Annotated in this window: 12 protein-coding genes and 1 pseudogene; 11 read left to right on the forward strand and 2 right to left on the reverse strand. The window is 35.6% G+C overall.

What is annotated here, in order from left to right; translation table 11 throughout:
• Positions 1-117 (forward strand): annotated as a pseudogene (locus tag PGLA_RS29700) (IS30 family transposase); the annotation flags it as partial.
• A gap of 81 nt (positions 118-198) precedes the next feature.
• Here PGLA_RS29700 and PGLA_RS08645 read toward each other — a convergent pair.
• Positions 199-1317 (reverse strand): DNA cytosine methyltransferase, encoded by a 1119-nt coding sequence (locus PGLA_RS08645; protein WP_068531636.1) that lies wholly within the window; start codon positions 1315-1317, stop codon positions 199-201.
• 192 nt (positions 1318-1509) lie between these two features.
• Between PGLA_RS08645 and PGLA_RS08650 the strand changes: the two genes are divergently transcribed.
• The 6 genes from PGLA_RS08650 to PGLA_RS08675 all read left to right on the forward strand — a co-directional run bounded on the left by PGLA_RS08650 (position 1510) and on the right by PGLA_RS08675 (position 10009).
• Entirely contained in the window at positions 1510-2628 is a 1119-nt protein-coding gene (locus PGLA_RS08650) for a DNA cytosine methyltransferase (RefSeq protein ID WP_068531638.1), read from the forward strand.
• The gene (locus PGLA_RS08655) at positions 2625-5162 is read left to right on the forward strand and encodes an ATP-binding protein (RefSeq protein WP_068531640.1); all 2538 of its coding nucleotides are present in this window, start codon (positions 2625-2627) and stop codon (positions 5160-5162) included. The genes PGLA_RS08650 and PGLA_RS08655 overlap by 4 nt, the downstream gene beginning before the upstream one ends.
• A 2-nt stretch (positions 5163-5164) precedes the next feature.
• Entirely contained in the window at positions 5165-6898 is a 1734-nt protein-coding gene (locus tag PGLA_RS08660) for a DEAD/DEAH box helicase family protein (protein ID WP_245699776.1), read from the forward strand.
• Entirely contained in the window at positions 6895-7608 is a 714-nt protein-coding gene (locus PGLA_RS08665) for a hypothetical protein (RefSeq protein WP_068531644.1), read from the forward strand. The genes PGLA_RS08660 and PGLA_RS08665 overlap by 4 nt, the downstream gene beginning before the upstream one ends.
• Positions 7609-7878: 270 nt before the next feature.
• Entirely contained in the window at positions 7879-8928 is a 1050-nt protein-coding gene (locus tag PGLA_RS08670) for an SIR2 family protein (protein WP_084410871.1), read from the forward strand.
• Positions 8921-10009, forward strand: coding sequence for a DUF262 domain-containing protein (locus tag PGLA_RS08675; protein WP_084410873.1), 1089 nt, complete (start codon positions 8921-8923; stop codon positions 10007-10009). Before PGLA_RS08670 ends, PGLA_RS08675 begins: the two co-directional genes overlap by 8 nt.
• Positions 10010-10658: 649 nt before the next feature.
• Here PGLA_RS08675 and PGLA_RS08680 read toward each other — a convergent pair.
• Positions 10659-10997, reverse strand: a complete 339-nt coding sequence (locus PGLA_RS08680; RefSeq protein ID WP_068531646.1) for a helix-turn-helix domain-containing protein — start codon at positions 10995-10997, stop codon at positions 10659-10661.
• A 236-nt stretch (positions 10998-11233) separates the two neighbouring features.
• Between PGLA_RS08680 and PGLA_RS08685 the strand changes: the two genes are divergently transcribed.
• The 4 genes from PGLA_RS08685 to PGLA_RS08700 all read left to right on the forward strand — a co-directional run bounded on the left by PGLA_RS08685 (position 11234) and on the right by PGLA_RS08700 (position 15813).
• A complete protein-coding gene (locus tag PGLA_RS08685; RefSeq protein WP_068531647.1) occupies positions 11234-11719 on the forward strand; it encodes a hypothetical protein in 486 nt (161 codons plus the stop codon).
• 292 nt (positions 11720-12011) lie between these two features.
• Positions 12012-12302: a hypothetical protein gene (locus PGLA_RS08690; RefSeq protein WP_068531649.1), complete on the forward strand. Its 291-nt coding sequence runs from the start codon at positions 12012-12014 to the stop codon at positions 12300-12302.
• Positions 12295-13767: a hypothetical protein gene (locus PGLA_RS27915; protein ID WP_068531651.1), complete on the forward strand. Its 1473-nt coding sequence runs from the start codon at positions 12295-12297 to the stop codon at positions 13765-13767. Before PGLA_RS08690 ends, PGLA_RS27915 begins: the two co-directional genes overlap by 8 nt.
• A gap of 303 nt (positions 13768-14070) precedes the next feature.
• Complete coding sequence (locus tag PGLA_RS08700) at positions 14071-15813, forward strand: ABC-F family ATP-binding cassette domain-containing protein (RefSeq protein WP_068531653.1); 1743 nt, start codon at positions 14071-14073, stop codon at positions 15811-15813.
• Positions 15814-16317: the final 504 nt, after the last annotated feature.

Raw genomic sequence — 16317 nt, forward strand, 5'->3', positions numbered from 1 at the left:
GGAACAGATAAGCAGCTTGCTGAAGCCATCCGCCTTATTAACGATCGCCCGCGTAAATGTCTAGGCTGGAAGTCTGCTCACGAAGCTTTCATGGAAGCCCTGTCGCACTTGACTTGACAATCTGTCAATAAAAAAAGCGTATAACTTTATATCCAAGGATACAAAGTATATACGCTAAAATGTCCAAGATATTTTTCGTTATTTCACCGTTAAGGTAGCTTTATTTGCCTTGTTAATTTGAGTATCTTGGATATTTGAATAGTTATCCAAGACCTCTTTGATTTGGATTGCAAGTAATTCAGACAATTTATATGCTACACCATTGCTAACCATTTTAAACATTTTACCCAGTGGAGTTTCCTTCTCGAAACTATACCAGTCAGGAACAGATTGAAGTCTGAGAGCTTCACGGACTGTAAGACGTCGAGGAAGTGTGGGATGTAAATGTACTTCGTTATTTCCATATGCTACAGTGGGACTAAATCTAAAACGGTGTAACCTTTTGAAAGATTTTCTTTTTACATCACCCTCAGGTACATTGTGAAATCGTGCTGAATATGGGCGGAAAGAAATATGATTTGGCAAAGATGACAACTCTTCTTCATTGCCTATTACAGAATGGACGGTTAGTTCGTATGGATAATCTATATTCCTAATGTATTCTTCCTCATTAATTTCAGTGCCAAAATCAATAGTGGATGGCCATTCATATACTGATTTGGGTATAGTGTAGATAGGATCAGGCCACTTAAATTCTTGAATTTCATTATCTTTAAGAGTATCTATAATTTCTTTCTTAAATCCAACAATAAACACACGAGATCTATCTTGAGGAATGCCGAAATCTAAGGTATTAAGGACCCGGAAATACACTTCATAACCCAGTTCTTTAAATTGTTCAAGTAATGGTTCAAGTGCCTCTGTTCGATGCTTCCTTGTTTTATATAAAGACTCTACATTTTCGAAGAGGAAAAATTTCGGTTTAAGGAAATTGATTTTTCTTAGAAAATCCCACACCAACTTTCCTCGGTCACCATCGACACCGGGGCTATTAGCATTGCCAATTGAAAAATCCTGACAAGGAGGGCCTCCGATGATGCCGGTAGTTCTCGGAATATCTTGAGGATTCACTTCGGTAATATCACCATTTTGAATGATGATTTGGTTATGATTATATCTCCGTTGATGGTTATCGTTATTTGCGGATGCAAACTGAGCAACGAGCTCAATTCCCCAAACTACATCAAAACCAGTTTCAGAGAACCCGAAATCCAGGAAACCTGCTCCTGAAAAAAGAGAAGCTACTGTATATGTCATTTAAAAATTCCTTCCTTTCAATACATGTTTTTGATTATGAATCAAATTGTTCGTTCAATCAAATGTTATTTCGTTTTAGATGGTGGTATAATTAACCAAGAACCTATGTTCCTATGTATCTTGAGTGACTTTTTTGGAATTTATCACGAATTTTAAAGAATGTTTAGAAGAGTCTTTGAGGGGAGAAAGAACATGATACCATCAGAGAATAAATTGAATGAAATACCTATACTTTCCTTTTTTTCGGGTGCAGGTTTTTTGGATGCTGGATTTATTCAGGCTGGATTTCAAACTATTTGGAGTAATGAATATGACAAGCATTTTGTGAAAGGATTTGCCAGTGGTATATCTAGTATGACTGGCAAGGAATATAGAATTTCCAACTGCTCATCTATCATTGAACTCGGACCAAATCAAATAGCACGAGAAGCTTTTCAGAACACGGGAATTCCTGAATTATTTGGGATGATTGGGGGACCACCCTGTCCAGATTTTTCAGTTGGGGGGAAAAACAAAGGCAGAGAAGGTGATCAGGGGAAACTATCACAAGTTTACATAAATAGAATTGTGGAACTGCAGCCTACATTTTTCCTCTTTGAAAATGTACCCGGACTATTAAAGACCGCAAAGCATAAAGTTTTTTTTAATAGCTTACTGTATCAGCTTTCTGCAGATTATTTAATTGAATATAGAATTTTAAATGCTTTGGATTATGGTGTTCCTCAAGATAGGCAACGAGTGATTATGATTGGAATAAAAAGAAAGTTTCTTAAAAGAAGACTTGGAGTTAGAAATATTCCTTTGGATTACCAATGGTTACAATGGCCTGAGGATTCCAGGTATGTAGACGCAAAATCTCGCTTCATTTGGCCCCAGGAGTCACCATATGGGGCAACTCCCGAAAAGCCAGAGATCATTCCAAGAGAATTGATGGTGGGAACTTATATATGTGATATGGATGAGATTTCAAAGCTTCCAAACGGATTAGAAGGACTCACACCTAAGAGTAGCAAATTCACAGTAATACCAGAAGGTGACGTATCTCGAAAAAGTTTTAAGCGACTTCACCGTTGGAGGTATAGTCCGACTGCAGCGTATGGTAATAACGAAGTGCATCTTCATCCCACACAACCCAGACGCCTAACGGTTAGGGAAGCATTAAGAATTCAAAGTGTACCAGATACATACATTCTTCCTGATGATATGCCTGTAACCCATAAGTTTAAAACTATTGGTAATGGTGTTCCCGTAAAACTTGCATATGTCATTGCAAATTCAATAAGAAAAATGATCGAGGAGGAGCCTAAATGACACATTCTGAGCAATTTTTTGATTTCACACCGGATCCCAAGGTTCTAATTGCATTAACACACACACCGATGTTACCGTTAGATGCTTTATGCGAGCTTGTTGATAATGCGATTGATTCTTTTCAAGCTGCTAAACTGACTGGTATTAAAATAGATCATCCTTTAATATCGATAGAACTTCCAAGAATAGCAGAGCTAAGTAAAAACTCCGGTATTATAAGAATACGAGACAATGGACCAGGGATGACTGCACAAATGGCTGAGAATTCTATCAAAGCCGGATTTTCCGGGAATAATCCATATGATAGTCTGGGGCTATTCGGCATGGGATTTAATATATCTACCGGAAAACTTGGAAGAGTAACGAGGTTACTAACAACACGCAAAAATGAAGATACAGCAATTGATGTAATTATCGACTTGGATGATATAAATCAAACAAAGAATTATGAATTGCCGGTGTTTACTATTGAAAAACCACAAGAATTAATGAATGGTACAGTCATTGAAATCAGCGAGTGGTGGCCTGAGGGAAATGCTAATAGTCAATTCGTCAAACGTCTGGTTCAGTATGGGCTTCCTAAGGTTAGAGCAGAATTGGGACGGCGTTATGCAACAGTGTTATCTAAAAGTGAAATAAGAATTGTTGTGAATAGTGAACCATGCGAACCTTTTGAACACTGCGTATGGGATGCATCCAGATTTGTTGAACGTAGAGGTAGTGGGAAAATACAAGCAAGATATAACTTTGATCATGTTATAGGTACTCAAAGGCGTTGTGGTCATTGCACTGCTCTTGTTCCAGCAGATCAGAACGACTGTCCTGCGTGTAAATCATCTAGTATTAGAAGCGTTGAAGAGCGTGTGAAAGGCTGGGTAGGGATCCAGAGGTTCGATGATAGTACTGAATATGGAATTGATTTGATTCGTAATGGACGTGCAATAAGAATTGCAGAAAAAGCGGCCTTTTTTGAATATGTTGATGAGTTCAAGAAAACTATAAAAGATTATCCTATTGATGGACCCTATGGGAGAATTGTAGGGGAAGTACATCTAAATCATGTACCCGTCGACTTTCTGAAACAGGACTTTCAACGAAGCAGTCCTGAGTGGCAAAGAGCTATTAACTATTTGAGGGGAGAGAGTTCACTACAGCCGACTCAGCCAGGTGCTAGTCAAAATGAGAGTTATATCTACAAGCTCTATCAAGGGTACCGGAGAGTGAGAAAATCGGGGAAAACAGATCTCTATATGGGGTTTTGGGATAATGAAGCTAGCGAGCCGAAACGAATTTCAAGAGATGTGGAAAAGGAGTATTATGATAAGTTTCTAAACAAATCTCCTGGTTATTATGATGATTCAGAGTGGTGGAAAATTGTGGAGAAAGCTGATTCGGCACCTCTTCAAGAACTTATTGAATGCCCTTCTTGTACAGCACAAAACTTACAGGAACATGATATATGCGCTGTTTGTGGGTTTGTTCTAATCAGTAAACCATGCATTAATCCTGAATGTAATCATGCCATTCCTAGATCATCTAATTTATGTCCTCAATGTGGATTGTCTCAAATACTAAAACTGGAAGAACCTTGGTCCTGCCAGGTATGTGGAACCAAGAACAGGGCGAGTAATAAAACTTGCACCTCTTGTAGTGAAGAAAAAGGTAAGGAGAATGTTCTTTCACAATCGTATTTAATGAAAAATTCCAATAAATCAGATGAATTATCTATCCCTGGATGTTCAATCATATTGGCGGATGGGACGTACAGTTCACCAATTAACGTAAACTGTTATATTACTCAGCAAGCGATTATTCCATACCATAAAATGGACGGTACTCCTCTTATTATATTTAAGGATGAAGAAATACATGTTTTTATAGACAATGCTCATAAAGTTTTCAGATCCTTCCGAATCAGACCAGAACAACTTATTGCTGCTGAAGTTGCTTTGTATATTTATGATATGAACAGAAGGTTTTCAGGAAAACAATATCAAGGGTTACATACACTATCAAATATTGAATGGCAGATACTGGACGGGAGATGGGCAGAGGTACTGGAAGATAATCCTGAAAAGATTCGAGAAGATATAATAATGTTTTTTAACAACTTAAAAGAAAAACTTCCTGAGATGTTTGAGGATATGGCCAGCGATATTTATAATGAGCTTCCAGAGGAACAAAAAAGAGGTTTAGTAGAAAATATGCTCAATCAAGGGGTAGATATAAGCCAACTTGGTGGGATGAAAGAAAATGGAGAATTTCTTCATTTTATCAATGAGGAGGCTCTAGTAGATATATTTCAAAAAAATACACATCAATTTTTTGATGGTCGAGTATGGACAGTGTCGTACTCTCACTCGAATGAATTGACAGGAAATATTCTTCTGCAGGCACAAGCTAGAATTAGAGATTTATACCTTAATTGTATGATCGATATCAAGAACTTTATTAAATATCGTACAGTTGAGCAGGGAATTGCTCATAAAACGAGATTGTCCTTAGAATTTCTACAGCAAAAGGTGATAAAGTGAGTATGTTTATTAGTGAAGAGAATCTGAGATTTGGTACTTGGCAGGCTTTTGAAAGAATTGTCGCCAGATTATTAGCACATGAGGGATATGACGGAATAAGGCTTGTGGGACAATCCGGCGATAGAGGTGCCGATATGCTTGCTAACCGTGCTGATAAAAGATGGCTGTTTCAAATGAAACACTGGCGGAATAAAGTTGGGTTGGATGTGGCTGATCAAACTCTTGAGGCAATGCGTATTTACAGGGCCCAGGTTCCAGTTATAGTAGCACTAAGTGGATTCGACGAAAAAGTTAGAGAAAATCAGAGAGCTTTAATGAGTAGAGGGGTTCCTTTACAATTGTGGGATACCAAGTCGCTTATTGAAAGAGCTGAAAGACTTTCAGAGATATCAGTTATTAACAGAAAACCGAGGGATTATCAGGAAAGCGCAATACGTTCCGTGATCCAGGTATATAACGAAGGAAGAAAGAATGCACTTGTTGTGATGGCTACAGGGCTCGGTAAAACATTTGTTGCATGTGAAATAGTAAAACGGATTAATGCAACATTTCCGGTGAAGATACTTGTAATTGCTCATACCAATGAATTGGTTTATCAAATAGAAAAATCGTTTTGGTCTTTTTTATCAAAATATCAGGAAACTGTAGTTTGGAATGGATATGAGCAACCGGGTCAGGAGCGACTTGAGAAAGCAGATGCAGTTTTTGCCTGTTTAAACACATTGGCTGATTATATTCAAAGGGGGTATGAATTGCCTCAATTTGATTTAGTTATTATAGATGAATGCCATCATGTAGGGGGACAAATGTACAGTAGAATTTTGAAAGACACAAGTGCAGGTATGGAGAATGGTCCCTTTTTGTTAGGGTTAACTGCAACACCTTGGAGACCTGATGATGTTGATATAACTGATTATTTTGGGGACCCCTTGGTAAGTGTAGATATTGTAACTGGTTTAAAAAAGGGCTTTCTATCAAATGTAGACTATAGAATGTACACTGATAATATTAACTGGGAAGCGTTAGGGACATTAAAAGGTAAGAGGTTTTCACCACGGCAGATAAACAGAACATTGTTTATTACGCAGTGGGATGACGAAGTTGTTTTTGAATTGAAGAAAGTATGGCAAGAACATTCAAATCCGAAAGCAATTGTTTTTTGTGGAACAATAGATCATGCCTTGACAATGAGGGATCGAATAAATTCTCTTGGATTTTGCAATGCTTCAGCGATTTACTCCCAAACTTCTACTGGGCGGATAATGGATCCAGCAGAACGTAACAAGACGCTTTGTGACTTTCAAGATGGGGTAATTGATATTTTATGTGCGGTAGACATTCTTAATGAAGGTATTGACGTTCCTGATGTCAATATCATAGTGTTCCAACGGGTAACCCATAGTCGACGTATATTTATTCAGCAATTAGGTAGAGGATTGAGGCTTTCAAAAGATAAAGAAAAGGTTATTGTGCTGGACTTTGTTTCTGATATACGTAGATTCGCAGCAGGTATAGATTTAAAAGATGGGCTCTCATCTGATGATGGTCCCTCTCCTGGTAATCCAGTCAGAATTAGTCTCCCTCATAAAGTTTCCTTTCGAAAAGTCGGTGGAGAGGATCCAAATACAGAATCTTTTTTAAGACAATGGTTAGAAGATGTTGCAGCAGTAGAGGGTGCCGGAGAAGACACGAGTGTACTTAAATTTCCGCCGGATATACCGGGAGGTAGAGTATGATATTTAATGATGTAATTGATGATATTGAGAAGCTGATCGGTTTGGAGCTGGAAAGTATAAAAAAGGGTGCTAACTTAACAATAACAGGGATAGATAGAGCAACTAAACGGGTAGAGTTAGTCACTTCATTAGGTAAGGTTAAAACAAGGCCTTTCTCAGAATTAAATAAAATATGGGATGAATTATGTACTTCCCCTGCTGCGCATGTTGATAGTGTACTTAGAGGTTCTGGATCAAGTAGAAATCAGCCTGAAACCATTATGGCCAATCTTCCATATATAGAGTGGTTTTTCATCAACGGTAAAAAACATTTAGCCTTAATCAAGGGAGCAACTCATGGTTATGGATCGCTCCTAAGGATGAATGAAATTAAAGCGGTTGAAGTTAAGGATAGAATGTTTGCCATGGATAAAAACGTCTGCGAAATAATAGTAATAACTGAAGATATAAAATCAACTGCAAATACTTATGAACAAATCACAGGGTTATCAGTAAAGCCACTATCACCTGGGGTATATGAGCAATATAAAGACAATGTTAGATATGTATTTGTATCAAAGAGTGTTCTTAAGGAATCATTAAGTGTAGGAACATATGTTGTTGTTAGAGGGGATATTATTAATCATTCAAATCGAAATATAGTAATTGATGAAAAAAAATACGTGTTATTATCAGATGATGGGCTTAACTTCTTGCTAATTACAAGCTAAGATTAATGTAGCTGGATAGTATAGGCAGATAAATATATTGTGGTTATTACATAAATAACGCTTTTTTGATAAATAGTGATGTGAATTCATGATATGCCTAACAATAATAAAATGACTTCTCAAAGTGCTCAGCGAGAAACCTATCTGTTTCACTCATGAGAATACATTATGCAAAGCAGAAAGAGTAGTATGAAAGTTTTTACAGAGGATTGGTTGACTGCTGAAAAGAATTAACACTACAATAATTGGCTTGAAAAGGGAGAGTTCATTTTGAGTAAATATTTATTTATGCTTGGGAATGGTTTTACAATAGATTTTTTGAATCATATAGATAAAAGCACTGAAGTTGATGTATACAATTTGTTTTCACAAGGTGATACAGTATGTTATCCAGGAAATAATGAACCTGGATTTCTTTCATATAGATGGTGTAAAAATTTATGGAATCTAGGTGCGCGTCCCCACATGAATTATCAAGAATCTATTGGGCTTATTGAAGATATTGTTACATGTGCTAATACTGCAAGTGCTATAAATCGAACGTTTGATTCTGTCTATATCAAAGCATATCAAGAATTAACAAGTTATCTTAAATATTTGTTTGTTGGATATAATAAAAAGATATCCGATGAGTATATTAAAAATAATATCGAGGGTTTTGGTTGGTATGATTTATTTAAGAATCTAGTATCTTCAACTAATACTTCTGAAATTACAATTATTACATACAATTATGATATATGGCTTGAAAGAATCTTAAATATCGCTGGTATAAATTTTGAACTAGTTGGAATGAAAAATGGGAAACAACGTCCTAATGATGAGTGTAAAGTAAAAATAATAAAACCTCATGGATCAATAAGTTTTGCATATAAAGATTCTATACCTCGTGAAAGATTCAGATTAACCTCTGAAAATAGGGATGAGACTGTACTGGGAAACATAGATGATTACCATGTAAATTATGATTCATTGGATAATATATATAGTTTTAATGCAATGATTCCGCCTGCGGGGCAATCTCTTAGACTATCTACTTCACATCGAGATGAAAATTGGGCTACGTACCTTAGGGAAGCAGCTAAAATTGCTGCTAAAGATTTAACTTATGCAGATGAGGCTTTTATATGTGGTCTTTCATATTGGCATGTGGATAGAATGGAATTAGATCAAATTTTAGTTAATATGAATTCAGATATAGCTTTGCGAGTTGTAAACCCCAAACCATCTAGTACATTTAATGCTGTTCTGACGGGTTTGTTTAAGAACCATATTATGTATAATAATTCAAATGTAATGGGAGGGATAGTGATTGTCTAATTTAATGAGTCTAAGTATGACAAGAAGTTCAAACAGCATAACTATTTCTGAATATTTGGAAAACCACGAATTAAAAAAATATAACTACAGTCCAGACTATCAAAGACATGGAGAGGTTTGGAATAACGAACAGAAATCCTTTTTAATGGATAGTATATTTAAGAATTATCCTATGCCACCAATTTTCCTTAGATCCATACTAGATAATAAAACAGGGAAAACAAAATATGATGTGATAGATGGTAAACAAAGACTTGAAACGATTAGAGATTTTGTTGATGGGAAAGTAAGCCTTCCTGAAAATTTTAGTGATGATATATATGGTAGCTCACTTCTAAATGGACTTACCCATAGTGAAATTCAAGAACTAGAAAACGAAGAATTAGATATTTTTAAAAGTAATTTTTGGAATTACTCTATTCCAATAGAGTATATAACAATCACAAATACTAGTGAGAAAAATGTAGTGAACACGATTTTTGATAGATTAAATCGTTATGGTGAGCCATTGAACCCACAAGAGCTTAGAAATTCTAATGCTAATTATTATGACTTAATACGCTATATTAAGACTATGAAGAAGACCTTCTGGATAAATAGACTTGAAGAAGCGGTCTCAATTAATAGAATGGAAGACGATGAATTTATTTCTGAATTAATTTTCACTTTGCTTGAAGATGATTATATTGATTCATCCCCTGCCAAAATTGATAATCTTTATAAAACATGGTCTGATAATTATGAAAATATTAATAAGCAACAAGTTCAAAATAAATTTATTGAAGTGACAAGTTATATAGAAGATCTAGATATTGATTATGAAGGTTTTAAGATAAAAGGTATAAGTCATTTGTATGGTCTTTGGGGATTTTCTAAGTACTGTGTTGAACAAGGAATAGATATTAAGATTTCAAGGCCTATTTTAATCGATTTTTTTGAACAATTACGAAGCAAGGGAAAAGAGGGGAAAAATTTTCATGTCGAAGCTTACAGAAATAGTATGTCTTCTGCAACAAGGACAGCAACGCAAAGGAAAAGAAGGGTAGATGCCTTAATAAAATTTTTGGAGAAAAATGGGTGAATGATCCTATCGCCATTATTACACCTAATTGGTGCTTTTTTATTGCATTTGAAGCAGTGTTAAAATAATAATGAGGGACATTCACTGCTGAACTCTCTGAGCTGCTGTTTTGTCCATAATCCCATGTGTTCTCCCCAGAACTACGGTCATATACAAGCTATTAAAAGTAATTACCAAGTTTTAAAGATGTCAGATATATCTCAATGGTTTCTTTTACTATGAGCTGTCGTTTTAGTGTTGACCCCGAACTTAGACAAATCCAATCGGATGACCTCATAGTTTATGATGTCGAGTTAACCGAGTATATTTAGAGAAAGATACTTCGAATTCAGGCAGAGAATCCAGACATGGTATTATCTGAATCGGATATTCAGAAGATCTATGATTCCTCTGTTAGAAGCGAATATCATAGATCTAAGTATTCGGGCTGGGCATGTTGAAAAGGCTAGTAAATCGAATCCAAATAAATAACATAATAGATACTAAAAAAGCTGATTGGAATTCCNNGGAATTCCAATCAGCTTTTTTGCTAGATACCTGTGTAGATTGAACTAAAGACAAACCCTCATTTCATGATTTTTTTAGAAATGATTGAACTTGGGGAACGAAAAATTTAGTTAAATCTCTAAAGTTGGCTTTATATAAGTATTCACTTATTATTAAAAATTTCTCTGAGCACATTTTTTGCCATAGCGATCTGTTTAGGATCTTTCTGGTTGAGCATTAACATTATTTCTTGTATATCAGATTGTGATTCTTCATTGCTCGTTAGATTGATGTAAGTGAAAAGTTGTGAAATATCTACATCTAATGCTTCAGCAATTCTTGCGAGGTTCAATAGTGCAACGTTCTGTTCTCCTCGTTCGATCTGACCGATGTAGGAAAAGTGAAAGCCACCCTTTTCTCCTAGTGTTTCTTGTGTTAATCCTTTTTCTTTTCGCAGATCACGAATACGGGCACCCACCCGAAGAAGTATTTCTTTATCCATGGTATTGTCCACACCTCTCTACTACAAAGTGTAGGTAAATTTACGCTAGCTATACATCACTATATAATTATCAAAAATAATATCTATATATATTATTTTGTTGTATAATAGTACATATATTTACAAATAAGTATTTATGTGAATGATAAATTCATGACATATGTGTTTATTTGGTATTAAATCTTACATCATACCTCAATAAAATCATGCAATATCTGAAGTAGGAGCTGAAGCATGTGAATAATCCAACCTTCATAGCTGAATGCAGAGAACACAGAAACAAGATGACCAGAACACAGGAGAATGGCAAGCAATCTAAGACTATAGATAATCTACATAACCTCTCACAGCTACATATGAATTCCACAGGTCTATTTATACAGCAGCACTCACCCCACGTGTGTATTATATTAGGTGACAGAGCATTGAAGTCCATGTTTCAGGCGCTGTACATGAAAGAGAATAATAGCGTGGTTCCCTCGGATTCATTGTCACTTGAAGATGTGATGGAGCTTATATTTCAAGAGTCAGGTCTGGATCTAGATACCATGATGTTTATTAATTCCATACACTATCTAGCAAGTCTCATAGATATCTCTCCCATCGAACAAATGGAGATAACAGATCTTAAGAGACTGATGCAAAGAGTGGACGATGTATTAATTCAATTATCCGCACGAGTCACAAGCCATCCTTCAGACCAATATCGCTCTATTTTCTAAAAGAACTTTATCATATTTTCCTCGGAGGAATGTATTTCTGCACCATCTAGGATATTGGCTTAAAAGATAAGGGCCTTAATTTGATGGTGAATGATAGCATTCTATAATGGTTAATAAATCCACCCTTCTATTCCGGTAAATAACATCCGAATTAGTTTGATGAATATTTAGGGTTAAATACCATAGTTCATGCTACTATATAATGGAGCCCTACCAGGGCATTTCATTTGTGAAATTGACCTTTTTTGGGGATTAATCAATATATAACTATTAGAAAAGGGCGGTGCTTTACTTGTTAGATAGGGGAAATAAGATTGCCGGTGTACTTACATGGATTGGAGTTGCTATTATCGTAGCTAGTATCATTTTAGGTGTGGTACTAGGGAGAGTAGATGTTGGTGGCTTTATAGAGAGATATGAACAAGGGTGGTCATTAACAATCATTTATTGGATTTCAGGATTGATATCAGGAATGTTGTTTATCGGATTATCAGAAGTTATAGAACAATTACATAGAATAAATTTGAAGATAGGAAGAGAATCGGAGCCAGAAGATGATGATTTGGTATTATTAAATGATTAATTCTAGGGTTCAAATGATGGTGAATATGGAATGTCCTGTAGAATTGATTGAATATAAATTATATGAAAGTACGAGTACTGGTAAGGTTTATTGTTCATTAACCTTTAATAACGTATCATTCAACAAGGTTAAAGGACTCAAGGCAGTGATCTATGGTTATGATCAATTCGGTGATTCTATGGGGGATGTAAATAATAGCTTAGAATGCAAAATTGATTTTAAAGAGGTTTTAGCACACAATCGACAACAAAAGACGGACAATAAGATATTACTATCTGGAATACATAATATTAGGAGAATAGAAATTGATGTAATAAAAGTCTTATTTGAGGATAGATCGATTTGGAATAAGGACACTTCAGAATCCGAAAGATTCGAGTTGACCAAGATAAAGAACCCAAGGATTTTAGAATATGTGAAGAGTCGTGCAGGATCGGATGCCAATTACTTTGCTGAACAACACAATGATAAATGGACATGTGTCTGCGGAAGGCTGAATCTTGATGATCAATCTACTTGTACAAGGTGTAGAAGAGGAAGAGATGACGTTCTAACTAATTACAGTGATGAGGCAAGAATTAATAATGAATTGAAAGCCATTGAAGCAGATCAAGCTGCAAGACAAAGAAAGGCAGAGGAAGAAAGAGAACAACAATTAGTAATCGCTAAGCAACAGTCAAAGAAAGTGACTATATATATTTCTGTGGCTGTTGCTATAATGCTAATCGTTGGAGTGACTGTGTTTGGATATATGACGAAGTTTACGTTCTCAATGGCAGATTCTCAGTTATTAAAAGAAAAGGATAATACAGTGGTAGAAGTAGTGAAAGACGAGAATGTAATAAAAGATGAGAATATAGTACAAGATGAGAATATAGTACAAGACGAGAATGTAATAAAAGATGAAAATGTAATAAAAGATGATGAAACTATAGTGAAAGAGGATAGTGTATCACAGAAAGAAGCTGAAATTGTCCTTCCAAAAGTCGATACAGAAAAGCCCGTAGTTGTGGACGGCATTATAGACACTTCATTTGTAGAGAGTGGAGGGAGCAATGGGTATGGAGACTTCACAATTAAATATCATAAGAACGGTAGCATCACAACTAAACTGATCCCTGATATTACTAAGCCCCGCATTATGGATATTGATAACAATGGCGTGAAAGAGATTGTGATTAGTTACAGAATATATCTCCCTGAACTTAGTAATGCTTCAATGCCAAGTTGGGACGATGTATATGATTTCGATATTGCCAAGGAAGAGTTGGTATTTGCGAGTAGAGAGTATCCAGAATATTATCGAAGGTATTTCATTCCGTCCATTAAGAAACTAGAAGCTAACAGTACTGATTCTGCTGAAAAAGATACACACGCAGTGCTTCTACGGGCAGCAAATGATTTGATTGATGGAAATTTCAATCCTGATGCTAATCAAGAAAAAATCACCAAGCTACTGGAATAAATATCGTCAAATAAGCTGAATATTAATGGATAAGATAATAATTGTTATATTCAAGGTATCACACCTGTATGGATATCAGTCAGGCCATTAAGATACGGGGTAACCCTAATGAATCCTTTGAAGTTGACTCTAAAGACGCTGTTCTAAGTTGTATTTTTCCATCTCACGAACAACTTTAATCTGAAATGATTGTAGTTGGATGTAAACAGTGTTATTCTATCAACTCAACGGTAAACTCGAAATCGATGCTCTTCAGTACATCTAATAATATTCACTAATTTAGTTATAAAGAAAGGTAATACTATGATAAAAGTTGATAACTTATCCTTCTCATTTCCGCAAAAAGAACTATATAACAACATTTCCTTTACGCTTGAAGAGGCGCAACATTGCGCTTTTATAGGAACAAGTGGCAGTGGGAAAAGTACACTGATAGATATACTGATGGATCCAGAAAGATATTTATACGAGGGCAAGTTAGAGATAGATCCAACTTGCAGAATCGGGTATGTAAGTCAGTTCTCACAACTAGACAGAACGAAAGAAACAACAGTGTTCGAATATATAGGTGAAGAATTTATTAAGATACAAAATGAAATCAATTCCATTTTGACTGAAATGGAAACATCAACGGATATTGAATCGTTACTTGAAAAGTATCAACTCGCTTTAGATGCATTTGATGCAATGGATGGGAATGATTTTGAAAGCAACATCAATAAGCAACTAAATCTTGCAAACCTCATGAAGCTAAAAGATGTTAAGGTATCCGACCTGAGTGGTGGGGAATTCAAACTTATTCAAGTGATGAAGGAAATGCTTAATAGTCCAGACTTAATGATTATGGATGAACCCGATGTATTTTTAGATTTTGAGAACCTAAATGCGCTTAAGAATTTGATTAATGCTCACAAAGGAATGCTGCTAGTTGTTACGCACAATAGATATCTATTGAATCATTGTTTCAACAAAATGTTGCACCTTGAGAACATGGAGATCCAAGAGTTTGATGGGCGATATATTGAGTATAACTTCTCATTACTTCAGACGAAGATTGAGTTACAAGAACTCACAATCGCTGAGGGTGAAGAAATTGAGAGAAATGAGATCATCATTGATAATCTTAGAAGTATCGCAGAATATAATTCAGAAGCATCTAGAGGGAGAGCGCTCAAAGCTAGAGTTAAATTCCAAGAAAGATTGGAAGCACGTAGACTTAAAGCGCCATTCGTAGATATTAAGCAACCGAATATTAGCTTAGATATTGATAATGAACTGGAAGAAGACACCACGGTTATATATGTCAGTAATTATGGTGTTGCCTTTGATGAGTTGCTGTTAGAAAATGTTAACTTTGAGATCAAATCTACGGATAAAGTAGCCCTGATCGGTGCAAATGGTACTGGGAAAACGACTTTGCTCCGAGATATATTTAACAATAATCATGAATCCATTGAAATAAATGATGATGTTAAAGTGGCTTATTTATCTCAGCTTCAAGGCGAAGTTCTAAAGGATTCTAATACAATCCTAGAAGAATTCATCGATGCTGGGTTTAACACTTATGAAGAGGTTAGATCATATCTTTCGCACTATGGCTTTGAAGGCGAAATCGTTAATCAGAAGATAGAATCGTTATCTGGTGGAGAAAAAAATATACTTCAGTTGGCTAAAGTTTCTGCCAGTAAAGCAAACGTATTGCTTCTGGATGAACCGACAAGTCATTTAGACACCTATACACAAATCGCACTAGAGAAAGCCATTGAAGACTATAAAGGTGCGATTCTCATGATTTCTCATGATTTCTATTCTGTGGTAAATGGTATGGATTATGTGCTAATCATTGACGATAAGACGATTAGAAAAATGAAAATGAAAAAATTTAAACAGATGATTTATGCTAATCATTTTGATCGAGACTATTTAGAAACGGAACAAAACAAAAAAGCAGTTGAAACGAAAATAGAATTGGCTTTAAAAGATAATAATTTTGAACTTGCAAAAGTATTGGTTGATGAGCTAGAAGAGCTGATTAAGTTGCTGTAAATCATAACCCTCTGATTGAAATGATTACAAGAATCAATTTATTATACTGGGAATTATGGCCACGAAGGATCGAACGGACGGGAAAGATGTGTATACGTTATGTGATGGTAATGTTGCGTATCAGATTCATTTCATTGAAGCGATCCGTAGAGAGTGGCTGGCTCCATTCATATAAGATCTCTTGGTGGAGTTAATCATACAGAACTATGATAATTTTGACTCTGGGACAAGATCGCTAGTACCTTTGAAAATTCATAATTGAGGCTGGAGAAGTAGGCAATTATATATGGTAAGTTGAGAGGCAGCAGATTCCTATTAGGGTAATAGGGTTTGCTGCCTTTTTAAGATTTAAGTGAGGATTCAAGATCTGATTAGCGGCATGCGTTAGATAGATTTTCCCTAATCAAGCATTGATTTCGAGGTTGAGCCATTAAACGAGAACGATATTGTTAACTTTATTCTCAGAAATGATTCTCTCAGTTGAAGGTAGAACGTTAGATATGT

It is taken from the genome of Paenibacillus glacialis, from assembly GCF_001637205.1.
GTDB classification, from domain to species: Bacteria; Bacillota; Bacilli; order Paenibacillales; family Paenibacillaceae; genus Paenibacillus_AQ; species Paenibacillus_AQ glacialis.